This is a genomic window from Paraburkholderia rhynchosiae (assembly GCF_002879865.1).
GTDB lineage: Bacteria > Pseudomonadota > Gammaproteobacteria > Burkholderiales > Burkholderiaceae > Paraburkholderia > Paraburkholderia rhynchosiae.
The window spans coordinates 1-22,458 of the sequence record NZ_PNXY01000043.1 but is presented as its reverse complement, the minus strand read 5'-3'; the positions used below and the strand labels follow the sequence as shown (position 1 = coordinate 22,458).

18 protein-coding genes are annotated in these 22,458 nt (G+C 62.2%); 6 read left to right on the top strand and 12 right to left on the bottom strand.

Annotated features, from left to right (window positions below):
• Positions 1-6: 6 nt before the first annotated feature.
• From C0Z16_RS32980 to tauA, 8 genes are all read right to left on the bottom strand, one after another.
• Positions 7-768, bottom strand: a complete 762-nt coding sequence (locus C0Z16_RS32980) for a TSUP family transporter (protein WP_102636208.1) — start codon at positions 766-768, stop codon at positions 7-9.
• A complete protein-coding gene (gene pta / locus C0Z16_RS32975) occupies positions 765-1,811 on the bottom strand; it encodes a phosphate acetyltransferase (protein WP_102636207.1) in 1,047 nt (348 codons plus the stop codon). Before pta ends, C0Z16_RS32980 begins: the two co-directional genes overlap by 4 nt.
• Before the next feature lie 152 nt (positions 1,812-1,963).
• A complete protein-coding gene (xsc, locus tag C0Z16_RS32970) occupies positions 1,964-3,796 on the bottom strand; it encodes a sulfoacetaldehyde acetyltransferase (protein ID WP_175130761.1) in 1,833 nt (610 codons plus the stop codon).
• A gap of 170 nt (positions 3,797-3,966) precedes the next feature.
• Positions 3,967-5,424, bottom strand: coding sequence for a phosphonoacetaldehyde dehydrogenase (phnY, locus tag C0Z16_RS32965; RefSeq protein ID WP_102636205.1), 1,458 nt, complete (start codon positions 5,422-5,424; stop codon positions 3,967-3,969).
• A gap of 219 nt (positions 5,425-5,643) precedes the next feature.
• Positions 5,644-5,979, bottom strand: coding sequence for a GNAT family N-acetyltransferase (locus C0Z16_RS32960; protein WP_102636204.1), 336 nt, complete (start codon positions 5,977-5,979; stop codon positions 5,644-5,646).
• A 51-nt stretch (positions 5,980-6,030) separates the two neighbouring features.
• On the bottom strand, positions 6,031-6,951 hold the full coding sequence (locus tag C0Z16_RS32955) for an ABC transporter permease subunit (RefSeq protein WP_102636203.1): 921 nt from the start codon (positions 6,949-6,951) through the stop codon (positions 6,031-6,033).
• A complete protein-coding gene (locus C0Z16_RS32950; RefSeq protein ID WP_102636202.1) occupies positions 6,944-7,759 on the bottom strand; it encodes a taurine ABC transporter ATP-binding protein in 816 nt (271 codons plus the stop codon). The genes C0Z16_RS32955 and C0Z16_RS32950 overlap by 8 nt, the downstream gene beginning before the upstream one ends.
• Positions 7,760-7,791: 32 nt before the next feature.
• Positions 7,792-8,826: a taurine ABC transporter substrate-binding protein gene (gene tauA / locus C0Z16_RS32945; RefSeq protein ID WP_407070719.1), complete on the bottom strand. Its 1,035-nt coding sequence runs from the start codon at positions 8,824-8,826 to the stop codon at positions 7,792-7,794.
• 289 nt (positions 8,827-9,115) lie between these two features.
• Here tauA and pdxR point away from each other — a divergent pair, with 289 nt between their 5' ends.
• Positions 9,116-10,642 (top strand): MocR-like pyridoxine biosynthesis transcription factor PdxR, encoded by a 1,527-nt coding sequence (gene pdxR / locus C0Z16_RS32940; protein ID WP_102636200.1) that lies wholly within the window; start codon positions 9,116-9,118, stop codon positions 10,640-10,642.
• A 27-nt stretch (positions 10,643-10,669) separates the two neighbouring features.
• On the opposite strand, the gene C0Z16_RS32935 is transcribed toward pdxR, so the two are convergent.
• Positions 10,670-11,422, bottom strand: a complete 753-nt coding sequence (locus tag C0Z16_RS32935) for an IclR family transcriptional regulator (protein WP_027798348.1) — start codon at positions 11,420-11,422, stop codon at positions 10,670-10,672.
• Positions 11,423-11,617: 195 nt separating this feature from the next.
• Positions 11,618-12,472, bottom strand: coding sequence for an IclR family transcriptional regulator (locus C0Z16_RS32930; protein WP_102636199.1), 855 nt, complete (start codon positions 12,470-12,472; stop codon positions 11,618-11,620).
• Between the two features lie 194 nt (positions 12,473-12,666).
• On the opposite strand from C0Z16_RS32930, the gene C0Z16_RS32925 reads away from it, so the two are divergent.
• Together C0Z16_RS32925 and C0Z16_RS32920 are read left to right on the top strand one after the other, a co-directional pair.
• Positions 12,667-14,322, top strand: a complete 1,656-nt coding sequence (locus C0Z16_RS32925; protein ID WP_102636198.1) for a GMC family oxidoreductase — start codon at positions 12,667-12,669, stop codon at positions 14,320-14,322.
• A 196-nt stretch (positions 14,323-14,518) separates the two neighbouring features.
• Positions 14,519-15,826 carry an MFS transporter gene (locus C0Z16_RS32920; protein WP_027798350.1) on the top strand — a complete coding sequence of 436 codons (1,308 nt, stop codon included), beginning with the start codon at positions 14,519-14,521 and terminating at the stop codon, positions 15,824-15,826.
• A gap of 91 nt (positions 15,827-15,917) precedes the next feature.
• Here C0Z16_RS32920 and C0Z16_RS32915 read toward each other — a convergent pair whose 3' ends face one another.
• Positions 15,918-16,682, bottom strand: a complete 765-nt coding sequence (locus tag C0Z16_RS32915) for an IclR family transcriptional regulator (protein WP_102636197.1) — start codon at positions 16,680-16,682, stop codon at positions 15,918-15,920.
• Positions 16,683-16,895: 213 nt separating this feature from the next.
• Between C0Z16_RS32915 and sauS the strand changes: the two genes are divergently transcribed.
• The 3 genes from sauS to C0Z16_RS32900 all read left to right on the top strand — a co-directional run bounded on the left by sauS (position 16,896) and on the right by C0Z16_RS32900 (position 21,489).
• Positions 16,896-18,341 carry an acylating sulfoacetaldehyde dehydrogenase gene (gene sauS / locus C0Z16_RS32910; RefSeq protein ID WP_102636196.1) on the top strand — a complete coding sequence of 482 codons (1,446 nt, stop codon included), beginning with the start codon at positions 16,896-16,898 and terminating at the stop codon, positions 18,339-18,341.
• Complete coding sequence (locus C0Z16_RS32905) at positions 18,338-19,990, top strand: AMP-binding protein (protein ID WP_102636195.1); 1,653 nt, start codon at positions 18,338-18,340, stop codon at positions 19,988-19,990. Before sauS ends, C0Z16_RS32905 begins: the two co-directional genes overlap by 4 nt.
• A 116-nt stretch (positions 19,991-20,106) precedes the next feature.
• Positions 20,107-21,489, top strand: a complete 1,383-nt coding sequence (locus tag C0Z16_RS32900) for an MFS transporter (RefSeq protein ID WP_102636194.1) — start codon at positions 20,107-20,109, stop codon at positions 21,487-21,489.
• Positions 21,490-21,520: 31 nt separating this feature from the next.
• On the opposite strand, the gene C0Z16_RS32895 is transcribed toward C0Z16_RS32900, so the two are convergent.
• Complete coding sequence (locus C0Z16_RS32895) at positions 21,521-22,438, bottom strand: NAD(P)-dependent oxidoreductase (RefSeq protein WP_102636193.1); 918 nt, start codon at positions 22,436-22,438, stop codon at positions 21,521-21,523.
• Positions 22,439-22,458: the final 20 nt, after the last annotated feature.

Genomic DNA, 22,458 nt, shown 5'->3' with positions numbered 1-22,458 from the left:
GTAGTTCTAGACGATCAGATGCGCTAACGCGTGCAGTATCAACGAGCCGCCGATCACCACCAGGATTGCATAGGCAATGCGCCGCGTGACCACGCCCGATAACGGCGGCGGATAGTGTCGCGCGACGATCGTCATCAATGCCACCACGGGCAGCGCGAACGCGGCCTGCATCCAGATTTCGGCGTCGAGTTGACCTTCGTAGGCGCTGAGCAGCGTGCGGGCCGTCGACGTCACCGTGAATATCAGAATCAGCGCATAACGAATCTGCACCACCGGGAGAGGCTGGCGATAAAACTGAAAAATCAGCGGTGGCCCGGATACGCCGAACATGCCGCTGAGCAGCCCTCCGAACAAACCGCTGACGAAGAAGCTGCGGTCGCCGGAGCGTTGCGCCAGCGGCGTGGGACGTAGCGCCGCGCTCAAGCCACCGTACAGCACCACGGCGCCCAACAGCAATTGCAAAATGCCTGAAGCGGCGCTGCTCAGAACATTGACCACCAGCACGCCCGCGACCACGGCCGGCAATACGCCGAGGATCGCGGCGCACACGGCGCGCGAATCGATGTGATGCAGCTTGCCGGGCAACGCGGTTGCGCTGTTGGCGAGCGTAACGAGGCTGGCCAGTGTGGCGAGACTGGTCACCGGTGCAAGCTCCATGCCGCTAGCGGCGCCGATCACGATCATGCTGAGGCCGAAGCCAGTGATGGTTTGAAAATAGCTCGCGGCGCCCATCAGCGCGAGCAGGGGCAGCAACTTCTGAGCGATCATGAATGAGAGGAGTGGGATGCGGGGATGTCTGCGCCCCGGCCAGCCAGGGCGGCTTGCGCCTGGACTGCCGTGACGGCGATGACGTAGTAGATGTCGTCCGCGCTGCAGCCGCGCGAGAGATCGTTGGCCGGCTTTTGCAGGCCCTGCAGCAAGGGGCCGATTGCCTTCGCGCCGCCGATCCGCTCGGCCAGCTTGTAGCCGATGTTGCCCGCTTCGAGACTCGGGAAAATCAGCACGTTGGCGTGCCCTTCCACCTGCGAGTGCTTGACTTTGCGCAGCGCGATCTCGGAGACGATGGCCGCGTCGAGTTGAACGTCACCGTCGATGGCGAGACCAGGGCGGCGCGCTTGCACCAGATGCGTTGCCTCGATGACCTTGTCGACAGCCGCATGATGCGCGCTGCCGCTCGTCGAAAACGACAGCATGGCGACGCGCGGGTCGTCCATGAGCAGGTTGCGCGCGCTATCCGCTGCGGCCATCGCGATCTCGGCGAGCTGGCCCGCGTCGGGTTCGACCACTAGCGCGCAGTCGGAAAAGATGAGGCCGCCTTTGAGCGTGTGGAACGGCTCGCACAGCATCATCAGGAAGAAGCTGGAAACGAGCTTGAACGAAGGCGCAATGCCGATGATCTGGATCGCGGTGCGGACCACGTCCGCCGTAGTGTTGACGGCTCCCGACACCGAGCCGTCTGCGTGACCGAGCCGCACCATCAGGTTGGCGAAGCACAAGGGGTTGAGAATCGCGCGCCGCGCTCCGTCTGGCGTCATGCCTTTCCTGCTGCGCAAGGCAAACAGTTCATCCGCGTAGGACGGCGCGAGCGCCGAACTGACCGGGTCCACCAGTTCCATGCCGGACAGGTCGATGGCTTGAGCGGCGGCTACCTCACGCATCTGTGCGGCGTCACCCACCAGCACAATGCGGGCAATGCTTTCACGGACGGCTCGCTGTGCCGCCAGCAGGACGCGCGGATCCTCCGCCTCGCTCAACACGATGCGCATGGGCTTGGTGCGCGCGCTGTCGATGATGCGGTTGATTGCTTTCATGGAAGTCGTCGGTGACGTTGCGAAGGGTGAAAAGCGGAACAAAGAGGCCGGAAACGGAGGGCCAGGCCGAAAACGCCCGGCGTAACCCATTTCCGGCCTGTGAGCACCAACGAATCCCGAACGGCTACAGGACCCCGTCGATGCTCAGCTTCTCAGACGTAATCCTTGTACTTGTCGAGCATGCGTACTGGCTTCGCAAGCGCGTCGCGACGGAACGGGTCACCCAATTCACGCGTGCACATGATCTCGATGATGGTCGTCTTGCCCTCGTTCATCTGCATGTCGATCGCACGCTTGAGCGCGGGGCCGACATCTTCCAGCCGATCCACCACGATGCCCTCGGCACCCATCGCGCGGCCAATTTCCGCAAAGCTCTGGTTGTCGAGTTCGCCGGCGACGAAGCGGCGGTTGTAGAAGTCGACCTGGTTCTTCTTCTCGGCGCCCCACTGGCGGTTATGGAACACCACAGCGGTTACCGGAATATTGTGACGTACGCAGGTCATGGTTTCCATCAGGCTCATGCCCCAGGCACCGTCGCCGGCGTACGAGACGGCCGGGCGGTGCGGCGCTGCGACCTTCGCGCCGATGATCGTCGGGAACGCGTAGCCGCAATTGCCCCAGCTCATCGCGGCGAAGAAGCTGCGCGGTTTGTTGAAGCGCAGGTAGCTGTTGGCCACCGAGTTGATATTGCCGATGTCTGTCGAGACCATCACGTCTTCGGGCATTGCCTTTTCAAGCTCGCGCAGCACCTGGCGCGGATGCAGGTACGTTCCACCGCCGGGGGTGCGCTCGTTCTTCTGCTCCTCGATCATGTCGAGGCTGTAGGGGTCGCGCTCATGCGTCCACTCGTCGAGCTCTTTCTCCCAGGCAGCCTTCTCGGCGGCGATCTGGCCTGCGCGCTCGTCGATCGTGGCGTCGCAGGCAAGCTTGCGTCCCGCGAGGCGCTCCGTCAGGGCGACAGCGGCGGCCTTGGCGTCGCCGCAGATGCCCACCGAAATCTTCTTCACCAGACCCAGCATCTTGTGGTCGGCGTCGATCTGGATGATCTTCGCATTGGTCGGCCAGTAGTCCATGCCATGTTGGGGCAGCGTGCCGAAGGGTCCCAGCCGCGAGCCGAGCGCGATCACTACGTCGGCGCGTGACAGCAGCTTCATGGCGGCCTTGGAACCCTGATAGCCGAGCGGGCCGCACCACAGCGCATGGTTGGCCGGGAACGAGTCGTTGTGCAGGTAACTGTTGACGACCGGTGCGCCCAGACGCTCGGCCAACGCCTTGCACTCTTCGATCGCGTCGGCCATTACCACGCCGCCGCCGGAAATGATGACGGGGAACCTGGCGTGGGCGAGCAGTTCCACCGCTTCGTTCAGACGCTGCTCGCCACCCGCGCCGCGATCGAGACGCTGGGGTTGCGGGATTTCCGTCTTGATCTGACCGTAAAAGTAATCGCGCGGGATATTGAGCTGGGTGGGGCCCATTTCCGCCATGGCCCGGTCGAAGCAGCGGCCGGTAAATTCGGCCATGCGCGCAGGGTGGGTCACGTGGCCCTGGTACTTGGTGAACTCCTGGAACATCGGCAGTTGTTTGGCTTCCTGGAAGCCGCCCAGGCCGATGCCCATCGTGCCCGCTTCCGGCGTGACGATCACGACAGGGCTGTGCGCCCAGTAAGCGGCCGCGATCGCTGTGACGCAATTGCTGATGCCCGGGCCGTTCTGACCGATCACCACGCCGTGACGTCCGGAGACGCGGGCATAGCCGTCGGCCATGTGGCCAGCGCCTTGTTCATGCACGACGGGAATCAGGCGAATGCCGGCGGGCGCGAAGATGTCCATCGCATCCATGAACGCGGAGCCCATGATGCCGAACATGTCGGTCACGCCATTGGCCGCGAGGGTTTCGACGAACGCCTCGGACGGCGTCATTGCTTGAGGGCCGCTGGCCTGGGTGGCGGTGGTGGCCTCGCGGGTAGTGGGGTTATGCTCGCTCATTAATATGTCTCCGGCTCTTTGAGATTAAACGGAACAAAAAATACCAAAACCAGTGATGTTTAAAATGTAGGTCATGCACGATCAAGCGGTCAACTTTTATTTATAATAAACGAGACATTTTGTATCAAAAAATGAACTCGCCAGCGTCGATTCGACCCCGTGGCGCGCAATCAGTCCCACGGCAGCGAGTACGTTTTCAGGTTGGTGAAGCTTTTGATCGCTTCCTGGACTCCTTCCTTGTACCCCAGTCCCGAATCCTTGATGCCCCCGAAGGGCGTGAGTTCGAGCCGGTAGCCCGGCACCTCGCGCACATTGACGCTGCCCACATGCAATTCGGAGACAAAGCGCGTGATGTAGTCGAGACGGTTCGTGCAGACCGACGAGGACAGGCCATACTCGGTCGAATTGGCAATCCGGATCGCGTCGTCGATATCCCGGAAGCGGATGACCGGCGACACCGGGCCGAACGTTTCATATCTGACGAGCGGCATGTCCGGCGTGACGCGATCGACCACCGTCGGCGAATAGAGCGCGCCTCGGCGAACGTTGCCGGCCAGCAGTTGCGCGCCGCGGCTGAGCGCGTCGTTGACTTGCGCCTCGAAGAACCTTGCGGCGGCTTCGTCGATGACGGTGCCCATGTCGGTGTCCGGATCGGCGGGATCGCCATAGCGCACCGCGTGGGTCTTTTCCACCAGCAAGTCGACGAAGCGGTCCGCCACCGCCTCGTGAATGAGCATCCGCTTGATTGCCGTGCAACGCTGGCCGGAGTTCTTGTACGAGCCCGCAACGGCGAGCGTGCTGGCTTCTTCCAGGTCCGCGTCTTCCATGACGATGAGCGGATCATTGCCGCCGAGCTCCAGCACCGCGCGGCGATAGCCCATCCGGGCCGCGATATGTTTGCCGATGGCAACACCGCCGGTGAATGTGATCAGATCCACGTGCTCGTTGGTGATGAGCTCGTCGGCGATGTCCCGCGGATCGCCGGTCACCACCTGAAGCATTTCTGGCGGCAAGCCGGCGCTGTAGAGAATGTCCGCGAGGAGGCAGGTCGACAGCGGCACCTTCTCGGACGGTTTGACGACGATCCGGTTATTCGTCGCAATGGCCGGCACGATCTTGTGCGCGACCTGGTTCATCGGATGATTGAACGGCGTGATTGCGCAGATCACACCAAGCAGCGGATCGCGCTGCGTGTATACGCGGCGCTGTTTGCCGTGCGGCGTCAGATCGCAGGAAAAGATCTGGCCGTCGTCTCTCAACGCCTCGTTGGCGCCGAAGATCAGTACGTCGCTGACGCGGCCTGCTTCGTAGATGGAATCTTTTCGGCACAGGCCGGATTCAGCGGTGATGAGGTCGGATATTTCGTAGGTCCGCTCGCGCACGATGTCTGCCGCGCGGCGCAGGATCTGCGAGCGCTCATAACGTGTTAATTGCGCGCGGTACGCGTGCGCGTAGTCGAAAGCGCGGCGCACGTCGTCCACCGTGGCCCTCGGGACGCTGCCTACCAGGGCTCCTGTGTACGGGTTCAAGACTTCGATCACCTCGGCGCGCGTTATTCTCTCCCCACCGATGCGCATAGCTTCGTGCCGAACTGTCGAAGACGGCTTTCGCTTGACGATCGCGTTCATGCGCACCCCTGATTGGATTGACGGCGTAGTAGGTGAAAACGCACCGGTAAGCTTGCAGGTCATGCAAAGTGCGTTTACCGGCCGGTCACCGAAATGTTCTACGGTTCAGACCGATATTGCCGAAGGGGGCGGCGGAGGAGTAGAGCCAGCTTGGGAGAGTCGCTGAGGCCAGCGTCGCGCGCTGTGCGGCGAAGGCGCGAAGAGCCGGAAGGGCACGCATCAGTTGAAGATGACGGCGCCTTCCACTGCGAGGCATCGGCACAGCGATTCGAACTCAGGTGAGCCGTGCGACGAGGGTCGGTCGACATTGATGGAATGACCGATTTCCCGGGACGCGTAGGTGAGCATGGTGTGCGCAATGCCACTGCGCCGGTATGCCGGCTCTACAAACAGATTGGCGAGTGACGCAGAGCCATCGGCCCCGCTGGCATCGATCTCGATACCTAACTCGCCAACAGGCTCGCCATGGTGATAGGCAACAGCGCGCGTGCAGTCGACGTCAAGCTCAATTTGAATGACTCGATCGCAACGGTCCTTAAAGACGAGTACGCGCATGACAATTTCCTCAAGTGGCGTTCACTGGGATGTGCCGGGAATCGGTTTTCCTCATACTTTGCCTTTCCAGGGGACCAGCATGCGCTCAATATAACGCATCAGCAGATCGAAGCAGAGCGCGAAAAAGCCGATCACGATGATTCCCATGATGACCACATCGCTCGCCAGAAACTCCGCCGCGTTAAGCACCATAAAGCCCAACCCACTGGTCGATGCGACCATCTCGGCGGCCACCAGGGTCGTCCAGCCGACGCCGATGCCGATGCGCATGCCAGTAAAGATTTCTGGCAGCGCGGACTTCAGGATCACGTGGAGGACCACCTGGGTACGCGAGGCTCCCATCGAATAGGCGGCATGGATCTGCTCGATCGATACGGAGCGCACGCCCGCGCGCGCCGCAATGGCAAGCGGTGCGAAAATGGCGAGGTAAATCAAAAGGACCTTGGAGAATTCGCCAATGCCAAACCAGATGATGATGAGCGGCAGATAGGCGAGCGGTGGCAGCGGGCGGTAGAACTCGATCGGTGGATCGAATGCGCCGCGCGCGAAACGCGACACGCCCATCATCACGCCGACAGGGATGGCGGTCAGACAGGCCAGCGCGAAAGCGCCGAACACGCGCAACAGGCTGATACCGGTGTGCTGCGCGAGTGTCGAATTGGCAAAGCCCTCGGTGGCGACATAGACGAACTTCGCGTAGACGGCCTGCGGGGACGGCAAAAACAGGGGCTTGATCCAGTGCAGGTTGGTCGCCGCGAACCAGAGCGCGATGAAGGCGGCAACGGTGATCAGGCTCGTCGCGACACTGCTTCCTTGCCCCGGCACACCGAATGTGTCGCCGGGCTTGGCGGGCTTCTTCGCGAGAACACGAGGGCCCCGGCCGGGTTTCCGCGGAGGGCGAACGGCTGCGTCCGCTTCCCGGGGAGCCGCATTGCCGTGCATCACGGCGTGAGCAGATTTTGAACTAAACATGCGCCACCTCGGCTTGGGCGCCGTGCATCTTCTCGTCGCCGTAAATGATGTTGAGAACACGCTCTCGCATTTCGATGAAATCCGGACTCGACTTGATAGCGCGTGCGTCGCGTGTTTCGAGAAAGCGCCGGTTAAAGCCAAGTTCATAGGTATGCGTGATACGGCCTGGCCGCGGCGACATCACGATCAGATGGCTCGCAAGAAATAGCGCTTCTTCGACGCTGTGGGTGATGAAGAAGAACATCTTGTTGGTCTTCTTCCAGACGTCGAGCAGGAGCTCCTGGATAGTCTCGCGCGTGAGCGCGTCGAGCGCGGCCATTGGTTCGTCCATTAGCAGCATCGCGGGATCGCAGGTCAGTGCGCGGGCAATCCCGACGCGCTGCTGCATGCCGCCGGAGAGCTGGTAGATCATGTGCTTGTGGAAGTCCTGCAAGCCGACCAGCGCCAGATTGCGGACTGCGATCTCGCGCCGCTGCGCTCTCGGCACACCCTGAAGCTTGAGACCGAATTCGGCGTTATCAATGACGTTGAGCCACGGCAACAGCGCGTGCTTCTGGAACACCACGCCGCGGTCGGCGCCCGGGCCGGCGATCGTTTCTCCGCCGAGCAGCAGTTCACCCTCAGTCGGCGCGATGAAGCCGGCCATCAGCGAAAGCAGTGTGGTCTTGCCGCATCCCGACGCGCCCAATGCGACTACGAAGTCGCCGGTGCGAATCGTCAGGTTGATGTTGTCAAGTGCCTGCACGGTCTGACCGGGACGCCGTCCCGGAAAGACCACGCTCACGTTTCTGACTGTCATGTTTTCCATGTTGCCTCCAGGTCCGGCGGATTTTGATCAGTTCATTTGAGCTTCGCTGCGGCCTCGGCATAAGCCGGCGTCACGAATTTCGAGTAGTCCGGCAGAACGGTGCTGATCTGTTTCTGGTTCTTGAGGAATTCCGACGTGTCCTTCAGCGCAAGAGCGGCGCGGCTTGTTGTGCCGCCGCCGAGCCATTGCTGGGACGCCTGCTCCTGGAGCGTCGGGAAGGCATAGAGCGACAGCGATCCCGGCACCTCCGCCGGTGAGCCGCCGATCATTTTCGCGATGGCCGCGGCTTGCGGCGACGTCGCGTTCCATTGCGAAGGATTGCGCCGATATTGCTCGTCGGCGTCGGCAATCGCCCGGACCAGTTTTGCCATGAACTCCTTATGATCCTCGCCCCATTTGCGATCGACCACAATCCCGTCAAACGTGGGCTTGCCGAGCTTGGAGAGGTCGCCGGAAGTAATCAGCACCTTGCCGCTTTTCTTCAATTCGGAGAGCGCCGGATTCCACACGTAGGCAGCATCAATGTCGCCACGCTCCCAGGCTGCGACAATCTGGTTCGGCTGCATGTTGAGGATCTTTACGTCAGATGGATTGATGCCCCAGTGCTGTAGCGCGAACATGGTGTGATAGTGGGTCGTGGAAACGAACGGCACGCCGATGGTTTTGCCCTTCAGATCCGCGGGCTTCGTCACGCCGGAGCCGTTACGCACGACCATCGCTTCGGCCTGGTTGATGTTGTCCAGAATCCAGAAAAGCTTCAGATCGAGACCTTGACTGACGGCCGCAGCGAGCGGACTGGAGCCGATCACGCCAACCTTCACGTCACCGGATGCAAGCGCGGTGGCGACTTTCGCCCCAGACTCGAATTGCCGCCAGTTGATCTTGTAGCCAGTCGCTTTTTCGATCGATCCGTTCGCGATGCTGACCACCCAGGGATCGACGATCTGCTGGTAGGCGATTGTGATTTCCTTATCGTCAGCATAGGACGGTGCCGCCACGAGGCTCGCGGCCGCCGCCAGCACGAGAGACAGGACGCGCGCCGTCCATAGGAAGGGCGAGCGGGATATCGAGTTTTTATGGTGTTTCATAATAGGTCTCTCACGTAGCGGGCTATGGAGCAGGAAGTCGTGTCGAGCACGACCGGTGCTTGTCCCGATCGCGGCGAACGGGGTGATTCGAGTATCGTCAGTAAAAAATAGAGCAAGTTAGTGCCAGACGCCGCCGATCGTTGAGTCCACATTGCCGGTTCGCAGGCGCTCCGTGCGCCCTTGCCGAAACGCAACGCGCGCCGACAATAGTGGCCATGCGCACCCACGCCGCCGCAGCCGCGCGGTGCATCGCATTTCAGGAGGAAGCATGTCTAGCCGTACTTCGACGGCTCTTTGGACCCAGCGTTTTCAGCGTTCGACCGACTCCAATATGAGCCTGCAAGGGCAGATTCGCCAGATGCTGGTCGCCGCAATTCTGGACGGGCAACTGCCGCCGCAGACCGCGTTGCCGTCGAGCCGCGAGTTGGCCGATCAATTGAGCGTCGCTAGGAATACGGTCGTGCTGGCCTATCAGCAACTGGTGGAAGAGGGCTATCTGATATCGCGCGAGCGCAGCGGGCACTTCGTTAATCCGGCGATGCTCGAAGGGCGCCTTGGTACCTTCGCGGCACAGACGGTTGCCACGTGCCCGGCCAACGAGACCATCGCGCGGCCAGATTGGGCTCACCGGGTTCAGCGGCGGCCTTCTGACCAGCGCAATATCGTTAAGCCCGGCAACTGGCAAAGTTACGAGTACCCGTTTATCTACGGACAGTTCGACCAGTCGCTGTTCCCGACCAACGACTGGCGCGAGTGCTGCATGAAGGCGCTTTCCGTGATGGAGATCCGCAACTGGGCGCCCGATCTGATCGGACGCGACGACGACACGCTGATCCAGCAAATCCGCACGCGAGTGCTGCCGCGGCGCGGCGTCTTTGCAATGCCGGACGAAATCGTGATCACGATCGGCTGCCAGCAGGCGCTCTATCTCGTCGCCGATCTGCTTGCCCGCGAGCACACCACCGTGGGATTCGAGAACCCCGGCTATCCCGATGCCCGGAACATCTTTGAAAACCGTAATGCGCTGCTGTTGCCGCTGCCGGTGGATGAAGGAGGGGTGCGTCCCGTCGAGGACGCCGACCTGTTTCGACAGTGCGATTATGTCTACGTGACGCCGAGCCACCAGTGTCCCACAACGGCCACCATGCCGATTCAACGCAGGCATGCGCTACTGGAACTTGCGCAGCAACATGACTTTGTGCTGATCGAGGATGACTACGAAAGCGAAAACAATTTCTCCGGTACTCCGCACCCGGCGTTAAAGAGCCTGGATACGGCGGATCGGGTTATCTACATTGGCAGTCTGTCGAAGACTTTTGCGCCCGGCTTGCGCCTCGGGTATATCGTCGGGCCCCGCGAACTGGTTACCGAGTTGCGCGCATTACGGCGGCTGATGGTGCGTCACCCGGCGGCATACATCCAGCGCGCATTCGCTACCTTTCTCGCGCTTGGCCACCACGACGCGCTGTTGCGCAAGCTGGCGTACGCATATCGCGAACGCGCCCAGGTGCTGATGGCCGCCCTCGACGCTCATCTGCCCGAAGCCCGTCATTTTCCCGTTACCGGCGGCGCTTCATGCTGGGTCGAGGGGCCGCCCTGGCTTGACGCAACGCGCCTCGCCGCCGACGCCGAGGCGCACGGCATCCTGATCGAGTTGGGCAGCGTATTCTTTATGAACGGACGGGAGCAGAACAATTGCTTCCGCATGGGCTTTTCGGCGATCAGGCTCGACAAGATCGATGCGGGCGTGCGCCTCCTGGCCCAACTCGTGCGCGAGCAGCAGCCGAAGGGTTGAATACGGCAGAGCCGCGACGGTCCTTCCCTAGAACGTCTCGACGAGTTCTCGCGCGGCTTCTTTGAGCCGCGGCACGAATTCGAGCGCCCGCGAAAGCGGTGCGCGCGACACCGGTGCATGGACGGCGACCGCCGCGATGCAGGTACCGCTCGCATCGACAATCGGCGCCGCCACGCATACGATCCCGGCCACAAACTCCTCGTTGTCGATGGCAATGCGCTTGTGCGAGGTCCGGTCGAGTTCGGCTTCGAGCAATTCGGTATCGGTGATGGTGTTCGGCGTGAAGCGTTCGAGTTTCAGCGCGCGCACGAGCGCCGCGCGTTGTTCGCGTGGCTGCATGGCGAGCAGCAGCTTGCCGCTTGCGCTGCAATACGCGGGCACGTGCGAGCCGGGCTTGAGATCGAGGCGCAACGGCCACGGCGCTTCCACCCGGTCGAGATAGAGCACGTCGGTTTCATGCAGCATCGTCAGGTTGCAGGTCTCGCCCAGATCGGCGACGAGCCGCGCGAGGATCGCATGGCGTAAGCGGCGCGAGCCCGAATGCATCATGACGCCGACGGCCAGTTGCGCCAGTCGCGGGCCGATCACATAAGCGTTTTTCTGACCCGGCTCGCGGATCACGAGGCCACCCGCCTCCAGTGAAGCAAGCATGCGATGCAGCGAAGCCTTGGGCAGCGTGACCTCTTGCGCGATGTCCGCCAGTGAGACGGGGCCTTCGGTGTTGACGAGGTGTTCGAGCAGCGCGAATGCGCGCAGCGTCGGGGTATCCGCTTTAGTCACGTCCGCCGTTCCGGAAAATTGGTCGGCATCATTGTACACGCCACCTTGATCCGGGCGGCTCGTCGACCGATCGACTGACGCGGAGACCGGATTCGGCGCGGCACCGTTGCGTTTTCCGGAACGCGGGGCCTGCGCAAAATTTGATTCGGCGACTTCGCCGGTTGTCGCACGGGCTTCAGGGTCGATGTGCATTGCTCAATCTCCTCGAAAGCGTGAGCCGCCATTCTCATGGTTTGCCGCGGGCATGCCCGCACTGAGCAGCGGGGCGATCTTCAAGGCGGATTCCTTAAGCCGGGGCACGGCTTGCAGCAATTCCTGCAGGCTCGCCCGCGCGGTAGGCGCATGAATGGCCAGCGCCGCGAGCACATGGGCGTCGGCAGTGTTCCACACGGGCACTGCGACGGCGACCATGCCCCGCACGAATTCTTCGTTGTCGATGCCAATGCCGCGGGCGGCCAGGCGATCCAGTTCGGCCTCGAGCAAACTCGATTCAGTCAGCGTGCCGTGGGTTTTCCGGTCGAGCGTCAGCCGCGCAAGCACGAGACGGCGTTCGGCCACCGGCATATGCGCAAGAAACAGCTTGCCGCTGGCTGTGCAGTGCAGCGGAACGCGCGTGCCGGGCTCCAGATGCAAGCGCAACGGCTCGGCGGTTTCCACCCGCTCGACGTACAGCACGGTGTCGCGGTCGAGCGCGGTGAGGTTGCAAGTCTCGCCGAGCGCTTCCACGAGCGAGCGCAGCAGCGAGCGGCAGGCGCGCCCAAACGTATTGTTGGCGAGCGTGGTCAGCGCGAGCCGCGCCGCTCTCGGGCCCAGCGTGATGCCACGGTCGGCGCCGCGCGAATCGGGCAGGTGTGTCACATAGCCTTGTGCTTCAAGCGATTCGATCAGCCGCATCAGCGTTGCTTTGGGAATGCGCAGCCGCACCGACAGCTGCGACAGCGAAAACGGCTGTCCTGCTACCGCGAGCTGTTCAAGCACGGACAGGGCGCGCAACGCCCGTGAGTCTTCGGCAAGTTTGTCGTTGCGCGCGACGGGACAAGGTTCTTGCATAGCGCTTCCTTGCTGTCGAAAAGAGTCGAGGTTCCGCATCCGTTGCGCGGCCCATCGTCCAACTCGGAATGAAACAAAATGCCTGTTTTCGTTTCACATGAACCGATGGTAAGGGGAAATCCTTGAACTTGGAACGTCTCTTACATAAATTCGACCGAAACGTACCGGTTTTGTTAAAACAGGAGACACATCACATGGCAGACCGATTCGACTTTGTCGTCGTCGGCGCAGGATCGGCCGGTTGCGTGCTGGCGAACCGGCTTTCCGAAGGAGGCCGTTATTCCGTCTGTCTACTGGAAGCCGGGCCTGCCGACCGGTTCATGTGGATTCACATCCCCATCGGTTATGCCAGGACGATGTTCCATCCCGTCTACAACTGGGGTTTCTATACCGACCCCGACCCGAACATGCACAACCGCCGTTTGTACTGGCCACGCGGACGCACGCTCGGCGGTTGCAGTTCGATCAACGGTCTGATCTACGTGCGCGGTCAGCGCGACGACTACGATCACTGGGCAAGGCTCGGCAACGGCGGCTGGAGCTGGCAGGAGTGCCTGCCGTATTTCAAGCGCCTCGAGCACAACGAACTGGGCGAATCGCCCACGCGCGGTGTCGGCGGTCCGCTGTGGGCCTCGACCATCAAGCAGCGGCACGAACTGGTGGACGCGTTCATTGCGGCTTCGAATTCATTAGGCATAGAAACCGTCGAGGACTTCAACACGGGCGACCAGCAAGGCGTCGGCTACTATCAGTTGACGACGCGGCACGGTTTGCGGTGCTCGACAGCCGTGGCCTACCTGAAGCCTGCACGGCACAGAGCTAACCTTCACGTGGCGACCGAAGCCACGGCTTCGAAGATCCTCTTCGAGGGGACGCGCGCCAGTGGCGTGCAATACCGGCAACATGGCGCGCTGCGGGAAGTGCGCGCGAATCGCGAAGTCATTCTGGCAGCAGGCGCGTTGCAGTCTCCGCAACTGCTGCAACTGTCCGGTGTGGGGCCGGCTGCGCTGTTACGGGAGTACGGCATTCCGGTGGTGGCCAATCGCGCGGGCGTCGGCGAAAATCTGCAAGACCATCTGCAAATCCGTCTGATCTATGAGGTGAGCAAGCCGATCACGACAAACGATCAACTGCGCTCCTGGACGGGCCGCGCGAAGATGGGCCTTCAGTGGGCGCTGATGCGCAGCGGGCCACTTGCGGTCGGCATCAACCAGGGCGGCATGTTTTGCCGGGCGTTGCCGCACGAGTCGACAACGCCGGACATCCAGTTTCATTTCTCCACTTTATCGGCGGATTCCGCCGGCGGCGACGTTCACGCGTTTTCCGGTTGCACCTACTCCGTTTGCCAACTGCGCCCCGAGTCGCGTGGGACGGTGCGCATTCGCGCCGCCGACATGCGTGAGGCGCCATCCATCCAGCCCAACTATCTCGACACGGACCTCGACCGGCGCACGGCGATTGCCGGCCTGCGCTTCGCGCGGCGCGTCGCCGCCGCGAAGCCGATGGCCGCGCTGATGAAGCGTGAAGTGCGGCCAGGCGCAGAGGCGCAGACCGACGACGAACTCCTGCATTTCTGCCGCGAATACGGACAGACAATTTTCCACCCGTCGGGAACCGCGAAGATGGGGCCGGCCAGCGATCCGCTCGCGGTCGTCGACGAACGCTTGCGCGTGTACGGCACGCGAGGTCTGCGCGTGGTCGATTGCTCGATCATGCCGACTCTCGTGTCGGGCAATACCAATGTGCCGATCGTCATGGTGGCTGAGAGAGCGTCGGACATGATCCTCGACGACGCGCGCAGCGCCGATCGAGGCGCGGCGACGACGCCTGCGCGCGAAGTGGCCGTCTAGTGCGAACAACCGCGGACCACGGACCACCGTCTGTGACAGCCGCAACACGCAGTGCTCGCGGCACCTCTTCGTGGGCGGTGCGAGCGCTGTCTATAAGCCGCCCCGGAGGAGACAACTGGGGTCTACCGTCCGGCCGCTGCTTGACGACTTAAAACCCAGGACTCAGCGCGGCATGGTCGTCCATTGAGGAGCTGCTATGGCAATCGATTCCCGTGCTGTACGTCGTGTCGCGTTCGCCAGCGTCATCGGCGCAACTGTCGAATGGTATGACTTCTTTCTTTATGGCGTCGTGGCCGGCATCGTTTTCAACAAGCTGTATTTTCCGGCGAACGATCCGCTGGTGTCGACGCTGCTCGCCTACACCACCTTCGCAGTCGGCTTCGTCACGCGGCCGCTGGGTGGCATCGTGTTCGGCCATTTCGGCGATCGGATCGGCCGCAAGTCCGCGTTGATCCTGACGCTCGTGATCATGGGCGTTTCGACGGCGGGTGTCGCCTTTGTGCCCACCTACGCGCAAATTGGCATCTGGGCGCCGATCCTGCTGTTATCGCTGCGGGTGCTACAAGGCATCGGGCTGGGCGGAGAGTGGGGCGGCGCGGTCCTGATGGCCTACGAATACGCGCCGCCTCAACGGCGCGGCCTGTATGCCAGCCTGCCGCAGATCGGTTTGTCGATCGGACTATGCCTCGCCTCCGGCATGGTCGCGGGACTTTCCCGGCTGCTGCCCGAAACGGCGTTCCTGGCGTGGGGCTGGCGGATCGCATTCGGCGCCTCGCTCGGCCTCGTCCTGATCGGACTTTATATTCGCGTCAAGGTCATGGAAACCCCCGAGTTCCTTGCGCTCAAAAGGAACCGGCGCGAAGTGAAGATACCGTTTGTCGACATGATCACGCGCTATCGCGGCGCAGTGGTGCTCGGCATGGGCGCGCGTTATATCGACGGCGTGTTCTTCAATGTCTTCGCGGTGTTCTCGATCGGCTACCTGACGCAGCATGTCTCGATGAGCCGTACCGATGCATTGCTCGGCGTGATGATAGCGGCGGCCGTCATGTGTTTCTTCATTCCGTTGTTCGGCAATCTGTCCGATCTGCTCGGTCGGGCTCGCGTGTATCGCTGGGGCTCGCTGATTTGCGGCGCGTCGGTATTCCCCGCGTTCTGGCTGATGGAGAGTCAGCCGGCCAACACGATGATGATCTGGCTAGCGATCATCATTCCCTTCGGCATTTTCTACGCCGTGGTGTACGGTCCCGAGGCCGCGCTCTTTGCTGAACTGTTCGACGCTGAAGTTCGCTATACAGGTATTTCGTTCGTGTACCAGTTCTCCGGCATCTTCGCGAGCGGGCTCACGCCGATCATCGCCACGGTGATGGTACGCATGAACGGCGGCAAACCGTGGACGGTCTGCGCGTATGTGCTGTTCGCGGCGCTGGTGTCGGCATGGTCGGCGCGTGCGATCGAGAAGAGACGGATGGGGACTTTCGGGGCAGTCGTACAGGCACGATGACCGGCAACGTTTTACGGGCAGCCAGTCGCGACGTACGCACGGCGTGCGTTGGGTACGGCTGCATGCTCCGCCTGGCCATTGTCCACCTGTCTCACTCCCGGAATGTCTTCGCGGTCTCCTCCGCGGCGTGGCGCAAGTCCGGCAGGAAGGTGAGCAGATCGTCGAGCGTGACGCGGCCGATGGGTGCCTGAACGGCAATCGCCGCGCACGCCCGGTTACGATCGAGTATCACGGGCACGGCAATGGCGATCAGCCCTTGCAAGTGCTCCTGATTGTTGATCGCGAGCAACCGGCGACGTGTGGTCGTCAGTTCCTTGCGCAACGCGTCCCGGTCGGTGATGGTTCGCTCGGAATAGCCGCGTAGCGGCAGCGTTTCGATCATCCGCTCACGTCTTTCCTTTGGAAGAAAGCTGAGCAGCAGCTTGCCGCTCGCCGAGCAGTGCAGCGGCACGTGCGAGCCCGGCTGAAGATGCATGCGCAGCGGCCACTCCGTTTCGACGCGGTCCACGTACACCACGTCGTTGCCTGAGAGCATCGTCAGATTGCAGGTTTCGCCGATTTTCGCCACCAGCTGTTCGAGCAGCACATGGCGAGCCGCGGCCGGCCCCGCGTGCATCAGCACGTTGACCGCGAGCGTGCGCACGCGCGGCGAACATTCATACAAACGATCCCCCGCGCCGCGTGTGACGAGCCACGCGTCCATCAATTGCACGAGGATCCGGTGCACCGTCTGTTTGGGCAGGCCAAGCGCGTTGACGAGATCCGTCATCGACATTGGGACGCCGGCTTCGGCGAGTATTTCGAGGACCCTAAACGCGCGCACCGCCGCTGCATTCGACTGATTGGAAGTCGTCATTCCCTCTCCTGGCCGCCGGATTCATCCGTATCCACAAGATCAATTTTGCATCGACTTGATCGTTTTTCGGGACTAAGGAAAGTACCGAATTTTGCATGTTTCGATGCTATGGAGTGCGTTATAAGCGATAGCGCAAAAAACGGGACTTCGGATTGGACCCGGCTCGCTAGATTGATACCACCGCAGCCACTCTTTCCATCCGGAGCTGAACGTATGAATGCCAGGGACACTGGAGCCGAACTCAGAAACACACCCGTGGACAGCGAAGCGGAGCGCATCGCGGCATCGCTCGTTGTACGCGCCCGCGCCGCGCAGCGCAGATTCGAGAGCGCGGGGCAGCAGGCGCTGGACACAGCGTCAGCCGCAGCCGCGTGGGCCATCATGGAGCCTGGGCGCAACCTGCAGCTTGCCGACCTCGCTGTGCGCGACACGGGCCTCGGCAATGCGGACGACAAGTACCGCAAGAACTTTCGCAAGACGCTCGGCCTGCTGCGCGATCTGCACGGCCAGAAGACTACGGGTGTGATCGCCGTGGACAAGGCGCGCGGCGTTGTCGAAATTGCGCGCGCGGCCGGCGTGGTCGCGGCGGTCACGCCGTCCACCAATCCCGCCGCGACGCCGGCCAACAAGATCATCAATGCGCTCAAATGCGGCAATGCGGTAATTGTCGCACCGTCGCCGAAAGGGTATTCGTCTTGCTCGCTGCTGCTCGAGTTCATCCACGAGCAATTCGACAAGGCCGGCATTCATCCGGACCTCGTACAGATGCTGCCCGCGCCGATCAGCAAGCCGGCGACTGCGGCCCTGATGCGGCATTGCGATCTGGTGGTTGCGACCGGCTCGCAGGCGAACGTGCGCATGGCCTATGCAAGCGGGACGCCCGCCTTCGGGGTGGGCGCGGGCAACGTTGCATCGATCGTCACCGCATCCGCCGATCTGCGGGATTCGGCGCGCAAGATTCTTCACTCGAAAACGTTCGATAACGCGACGAGCTGTTCTTCCGAAAATAGCCTCGTGATCGAAGACGCGGTATATCAGCCGATGTTGTCCGAACTGGACGCATGCGGCGGCGTGCTGCTCGACGCCGCCCAGAAAGCCCGTTTGCAGGCAGCGATGTGGGTCGACGGCAAGCTTTCCGAACAGTGCACCGCGAAGTCGGCTGAAGTGATCGCGCGGGTCGCGGGCCTAGAAGAGGTCGCCGCGCGCCGCCCCGCCTTTCTGATGGTGGAGGAAAGCGGTGCTGGCGCCGACTATCCCTTCTCCGGCGAGAAACTCGCGCCGGTTCTCGCCGTGTATCGCGCGGCCGATTTCGACGCGGCGGCCGGCGTGGTGCGCGACATCTATGAATATATGGGCGCAGGACATTCCGTCGGGCTGCATTCCGGCGACGCGGGCCAGGCGGTTCGACTCGGCGTCACGCTGCCGGTCGCGCGCGTCATCGTGAATCAGGCGCACTGCCTGGCTACCGGCGGCAATTTCGATAACGGTCTGCCATTCTCGCTTTCAATGGGCTGCGGCACGTGGGGCCGCAACAATTTCTCGGACAACCTTGGGTTTCGCCATTACCTGAACATCACGCGGGTTGCCTATCCGATTGAAGAGCGCGTACCGGACGTGGACGAACTGCTCGGGGACTTCTTCAAAAGGTTCGGCCAATGAAAACGCCCGCAACGATTCGTGCGCTCATTGACGAGCGCGCCGCGCAGTACGCGGATAAACCCTTTCTGCTGACCGCGCTCGACGAAGAAGGAATGCAACTGGACGGGCGGCATGAAGGGGTACTGACGTTTCGTGAACTGCGCGATGACTGCCGCATGCTGGCAACGCGCTTCAGGGAGGCCGGCCTGCAGCGCGGCGATGTCGTGTCGGTGTTCATGGGCAACGGCATTCAGACCGCGCGTCTGTTGCTCGCCGCGATGTACAGCGGGCTGATTGCGAACCCGCTCAATCTGTTGTGCCAGGCGTCGCAAGCGCGTTATATCGTCGAGCATTCGGATACGCGGATGATTTTCGTCGCACGCGACACGCACGACGCGATCGAAGCGGCCGTGGCCGATTTGCGGGTAAACGGCCTGAGTCGCGAGATCGCGTTGATTCAAACAGAACCGGACGCTATCGCACCGCCGGAACTAGCGCGCTGCGAGCCCGCTTTGGCGGAAACGGTGCCGCGCGGCACGGCGCGGTCTGCGTCGGCCCTCGAAGCAGCCCCCGCTTCCACGCAGCGCGTTGCAGAAGAGAACCCGACATACGGTTCGGATGGCGAAGACGTGGCTCTGCTGATGTACACCTCCGGCACCACAGGCACGCCCAAAGGCGTCATGCTGACGCATCGCAACCTGCTGGCGAACGCGCGCAACATCACCGGCGAACACCGGCTGAACGCTGATGACCGCGTGCTAGCATCGCTACCGCTTTATCACATCAACGGCCTGGTCGTGACGCTGCTCGCGCCGCTCTTTCACGGCGGTTCCGTGGTGATCACATCGCGCTTTTCCGCCCGCACGTTCTGGCGTGACGTCGCGCGTCATGCGTGTACCTGGATCAATGTGGTCCCGACGATCGTCGCCTATCTGCTCAACGCCGACGAACCCTGCACCTTCGATCTGTCGGCGCTGAAGTTCTGCCGCAGCGCATCGGCGGCGTTGCCTGTCGATCACCATCGTGCCTTCGAGGCGCGTTTCGGTATCGGCGTGATCGAGACTATGGGCATGACTGAAACCGCCGCGCCGGTATTCAGCAATCCGTACGATTCAGAGCGCCGGCGCATCGGCAGCATCGGACTGCCTTCGGGTGGCGAGGCGAAAGTGATCGATCGCAATGGCCGCGAGTGCGCGCCCAACGAATGCGGCGAACTTGTCTTGCGCGGGGAACAGGTGATGGGCGGCTATTACAAACAACCGGAAGAAACCTCGGCGGCCTTCACCGCCGATGGCTGGCTGCGCACGGGCGACCTCGGCTACCGCGACGACGACGGCTACTTTTACATCAACGGCCGCGCGAAGGAGCTGATCATCAAGGGCGGCGAAAACATCGCGCCGCGCGAGATAGACGAAGCGTTGCTCAGGCATCCCGATGTACAGGATGCGGCAGCGGTCGGCATGCCCGATCCGGCTTATGGACAGGACATCGTCGCCTTTGTGGTGCCGCGCCTAAGAGAAGGGCAGCCCGCGCCAGATCCGGCGGATTTGCGCGAGCACTGCCTGCGCGAACTCGGCCGCTACAAGACGCCGAAGGAATTTCGTTTTGTCGATGAACTTCCGCGTGGGCCGTCGGGCAAGGTTCAGCGGCTCAAGCTGGTGCCCACCTGAGATAGCGCCGACGTCAGACGGTTGAGCCAGCAGGTACACGTTGGTAGTCGCGATCCGTCACATGCATCGGCGGATCACGGACGACCTGGACACACATAAGAGAGATAGGAGACAGTATGGAGACGCGTATCCGGCGTGTCAAAACACGCCATATCATCCTCGCGGTCATGTGCGTGATGTACTTCATTTCGTACATCGATCGCGTGAATATCGCAGTGGCGGGTCCGTTGATTCGCCATGAAATGGGCCTCACGACGGTCCAGCTTGGGCTGGTATTTTCGGCTTTCGCTTATCCGTATGCCGCGATGCAGATTGTCGGCGGCTGGCTCGCCGACAAGTACGGGCCGAAAGTAGTGCTTACGGTGCTTTCGCTGATATGGGGCGCTGCCACGTTCGCCACGGGTTTTGCCGGCAGTGTCACGACTCTCGTGCTGCTGCGCTTCGCGCTCGGCATCGGCGAAGGCGGCGCGTTTCCGACCGCCACGCGTGCGTTTACCTACTGGATGCCGGTCGGCGAACGCGGCTTTGCGCAAGGCATTACACATAGCTTTGCGCGCCTGGGCGGTGCGGTCACGCCGCCGCTTGTTCTAGCGGTGGTGGCGACGGGCGGCTGGCGCGACGCATTTATCCTGCTCGGCGTCGCGAGTCTCGCGTGGACGGTGCTTTACCTCTTCGTGTTCACGAATTCGCCGGAGCAGAACCGGCGCATCACGCCCGAGGAAACGGCGGAAATCGGCTACCGTACGGGCGACTGCGACCGCGCAAAGCACGCGGCCACTCCGTGGCGCAAGCTGATCCGCCGGATGTGGCTCGTCACGTTTGTCGACTTCTGTTATGGATGGTTGCTGTGGGTCTATCTGACCTGGCTGCCGTCATACCTCAGGGAGTCACGGGGATTCGATCTCAAACAGCTTGCATTGTTCACGGCGTTGCCGTTGCTTGCAGGTGTGATCGGCGACACGCTTGGCGGCGTCGTATCCGACAAGATCTACAAGGTTACCGGGCGATTGCGGTTCGCGCGCTGCGCGGTGCTGGTGGTCGGCATGGGCGGCTCGCTGGCGTTTCTGCTGCCGATGGTATCCGCGTCCAATCCGCTGACCGCCGTGCTGTTGCTGTCTGCATCGTTCTTCTTCCTCGAAATCACCAATCCTGTGCTGTGGACCTTGCCGCTCGACATTGCCGGCAAGTATGCGGGCACGGCCGGCGGCATGATGAACACAGGTTTCGGCGTGGCGGGCATGGTGTCCCCGGTGGTATTCGGCTATCTGATTGAGAAGAGCGGCAGCTACAGCCTCCCGTTCAATATCTCGGCGGGCCTGCTCGCGATCGGTATCGTGGCGGCACTTTTCATCGATACCACCAAGACTGTGGAGGCCGACGAGGAACGCGAGCGCGAGGCCGGCGTGCAGATTGGTGGCATGCCTGCCTTCCTGCACGCAGGCCCGGCAGTGCGGCTGGAGCGCCACCACTTGCGCCGCCCGTTGCGATGGCGCAAGTGAAGGGCACTGGATGCACGCGCGCCGGCCGATCTCAGCTGCCCGGTTTGAGCGCGCGTAAGCGCATGATCAGACTCGATGTATCGAAGCGGCTGCCACCCAAGGCCTGAACCTCGGCGTAGAACTGATCGACAAGCGCGGTCACCGGCATGGATGCTCCATTGCGCCTTGCCTCCTCCAGGCAGAAGCCAAGGTCCTTGCGCATCCAGTCAACTGCAAAGCCATAATCGAACTTGCCGTCGATCATGGTTTTGCCGCGGTTATCCATCTGCCAGCTTGCCGCCGCACCCTTGCCGATCACTTGCAGCACCCGGTCCATGTCGAGACCTGCCAGCTGACCGAAGTTAATTGCCTCCGACAATCCCTGCACCATTCCGGCGATGCAGATCTGGTTGACCATTTTTGCCAGTTGCCCCGCGCCGACGGGGCCAATCAGTGTGACCGCCGCCGCATAGTGCTGAAGTACCGAAGACGTTCGCTCGAAGATGGGTGACTCGCCGCCGCACATGATCGTTAGCTTGCCGTTCTGCGCGCCGGACTGGCCGCCTGAGACCGGCGCATCAATGAAATACAGGCCTTGCTGTGTAGCGATATCGGCGAGTTCACGCGCGACGTCGGCCGACGCTGTCGTGTGGTCGACAAACACGGTTCCGGGCGCCATACCGGCAAACGCGCTCTCGTCGCCGAGGGTGATGCTGCGCAGATCGTCATCGTTGCCGACGCACGCGAGCACCAGATCCGCACCCTCGGCGGCTTCTCGCGGGGTACGCGCCACCCGGCCGCCGTATTCGGACGCCCATTGTTCTGCCTTCGACGCGGTGCGGTTGTACACCGTCACTTCGAGGCCGACTTTCGCGAGATGGCCGGCCATCGGATAACCCATGACGCCGAGGCCGAGAAACGCGACGCGACGAACGGGGGGCGGGGAGGGCTGCGCTGCTGAATGACTCATTGGGGCTCCGTAGACGGGGG

Excerpts from the sequence above, each read along its gene's own strand:
- C0Z16_RS32920 (WP_027798350.1), top strand. The coding sequence starts at position 14,519 with ATGGCAATCGATTCCCGTGCTGTACGTCGTGTCGCGTTCGCCAGCGTC.
- C0Z16_RS32930 (WP_102636199.1), bottom strand. The coding sequence starts at position 12,472 with ATGCAAGAACCTTGTCCCGTCGCGCGCAACGACAAACTTGCCGAAGAC.
- C0Z16_RS32900 (WP_102636194.1), top strand. The coding sequence starts at position 20,107 with ATGGAGACGCGTATCCGGCGTGTCAAAACACGCCATATCATCCTCGCG.
- C0Z16_RS32925 (WP_102636198.1), top strand. The coding sequence starts at position 12,667 with ATGGCAGACCGATTCGACTTTGTCGTCGTCGGCGCAGGATCGGCCGGT.
- sauS (WP_102636196.1), top strand. The coding sequence starts at position 16,896 with ATGAATGCCAGGGACACTGGAGCCGAACTCAGAAACACACCCGTGGAC.
- C0Z16_RS32905 (WP_102636195.1), top strand. The coding sequence starts at position 18,338 with ATGAAAACGCCCGCAACGATTCGTGCGCTCATTGACGAGCGCGCCGCG.
- C0Z16_RS32955 (WP_102636203.1), bottom strand. The coding sequence starts at position 6,951 with ATGTTTAGTTCAAAATCTGCTCACGCCGTGATGCACGGCAATGCGGCT.
- pdxR (WP_102636200.1), top strand. The coding sequence starts at position 9,116 with ATGTCTAGCCGTACTTCGACGGCTCTTTGGACCCAGCGTTTTCAGCGT.
- C0Z16_RS32895 (WP_102636193.1), bottom strand. The coding sequence starts at position 22,438 with ATGAGTCATTCAGCAGCGCAGCCCTCCCCGCCCCCCGTTCGTCGCGTC.
- phnY (WP_102636205.1), bottom strand. The coding sequence starts at position 5,424 with ATGAACGCGATCGTCAAGCGAAAGCCGTCTTCGACAGTTCGGCACGAA.
- xsc (WP_175130761.1), bottom strand. The coding sequence starts at position 3,796 with ATGAGCGAGCATAACCCCACTACCCGCGAGGCCACCACCGCCACCCAG.
- pta (WP_102636207.1), bottom strand. The coding sequence starts at position 1,811 with ATGAAAGCAATCAACCGCATCATCGACAGCGCGCGCACCAAGCCCATG.
- C0Z16_RS32950 (WP_102636202.1), bottom strand. The coding sequence starts at position 7,759 with ATGGAAAACATGACAGTCAGAAACGTGAGCGTGGTCTTTCCGGGACGG.
- C0Z16_RS32915 (WP_102636197.1), bottom strand. The coding sequence starts at position 16,682 with ATGACGACTTCCAATCAGTCGAATGCAGCGGCGGTGCGCGCGTTTAGG.
- C0Z16_RS32960 (WP_102636204.1), bottom strand. The coding sequence starts at position 5,979 with ATGCGCGTACTCGTCTTTAAGGACCGTTGCGATCGAGTCATTCAAATT.
- C0Z16_RS32980 (WP_102636208.1), bottom strand. The coding sequence starts at position 768 with ATGATCGCTCAGAAGTTGCTGCCCCTGCTCGCGCTGATGGGCGCCGCG.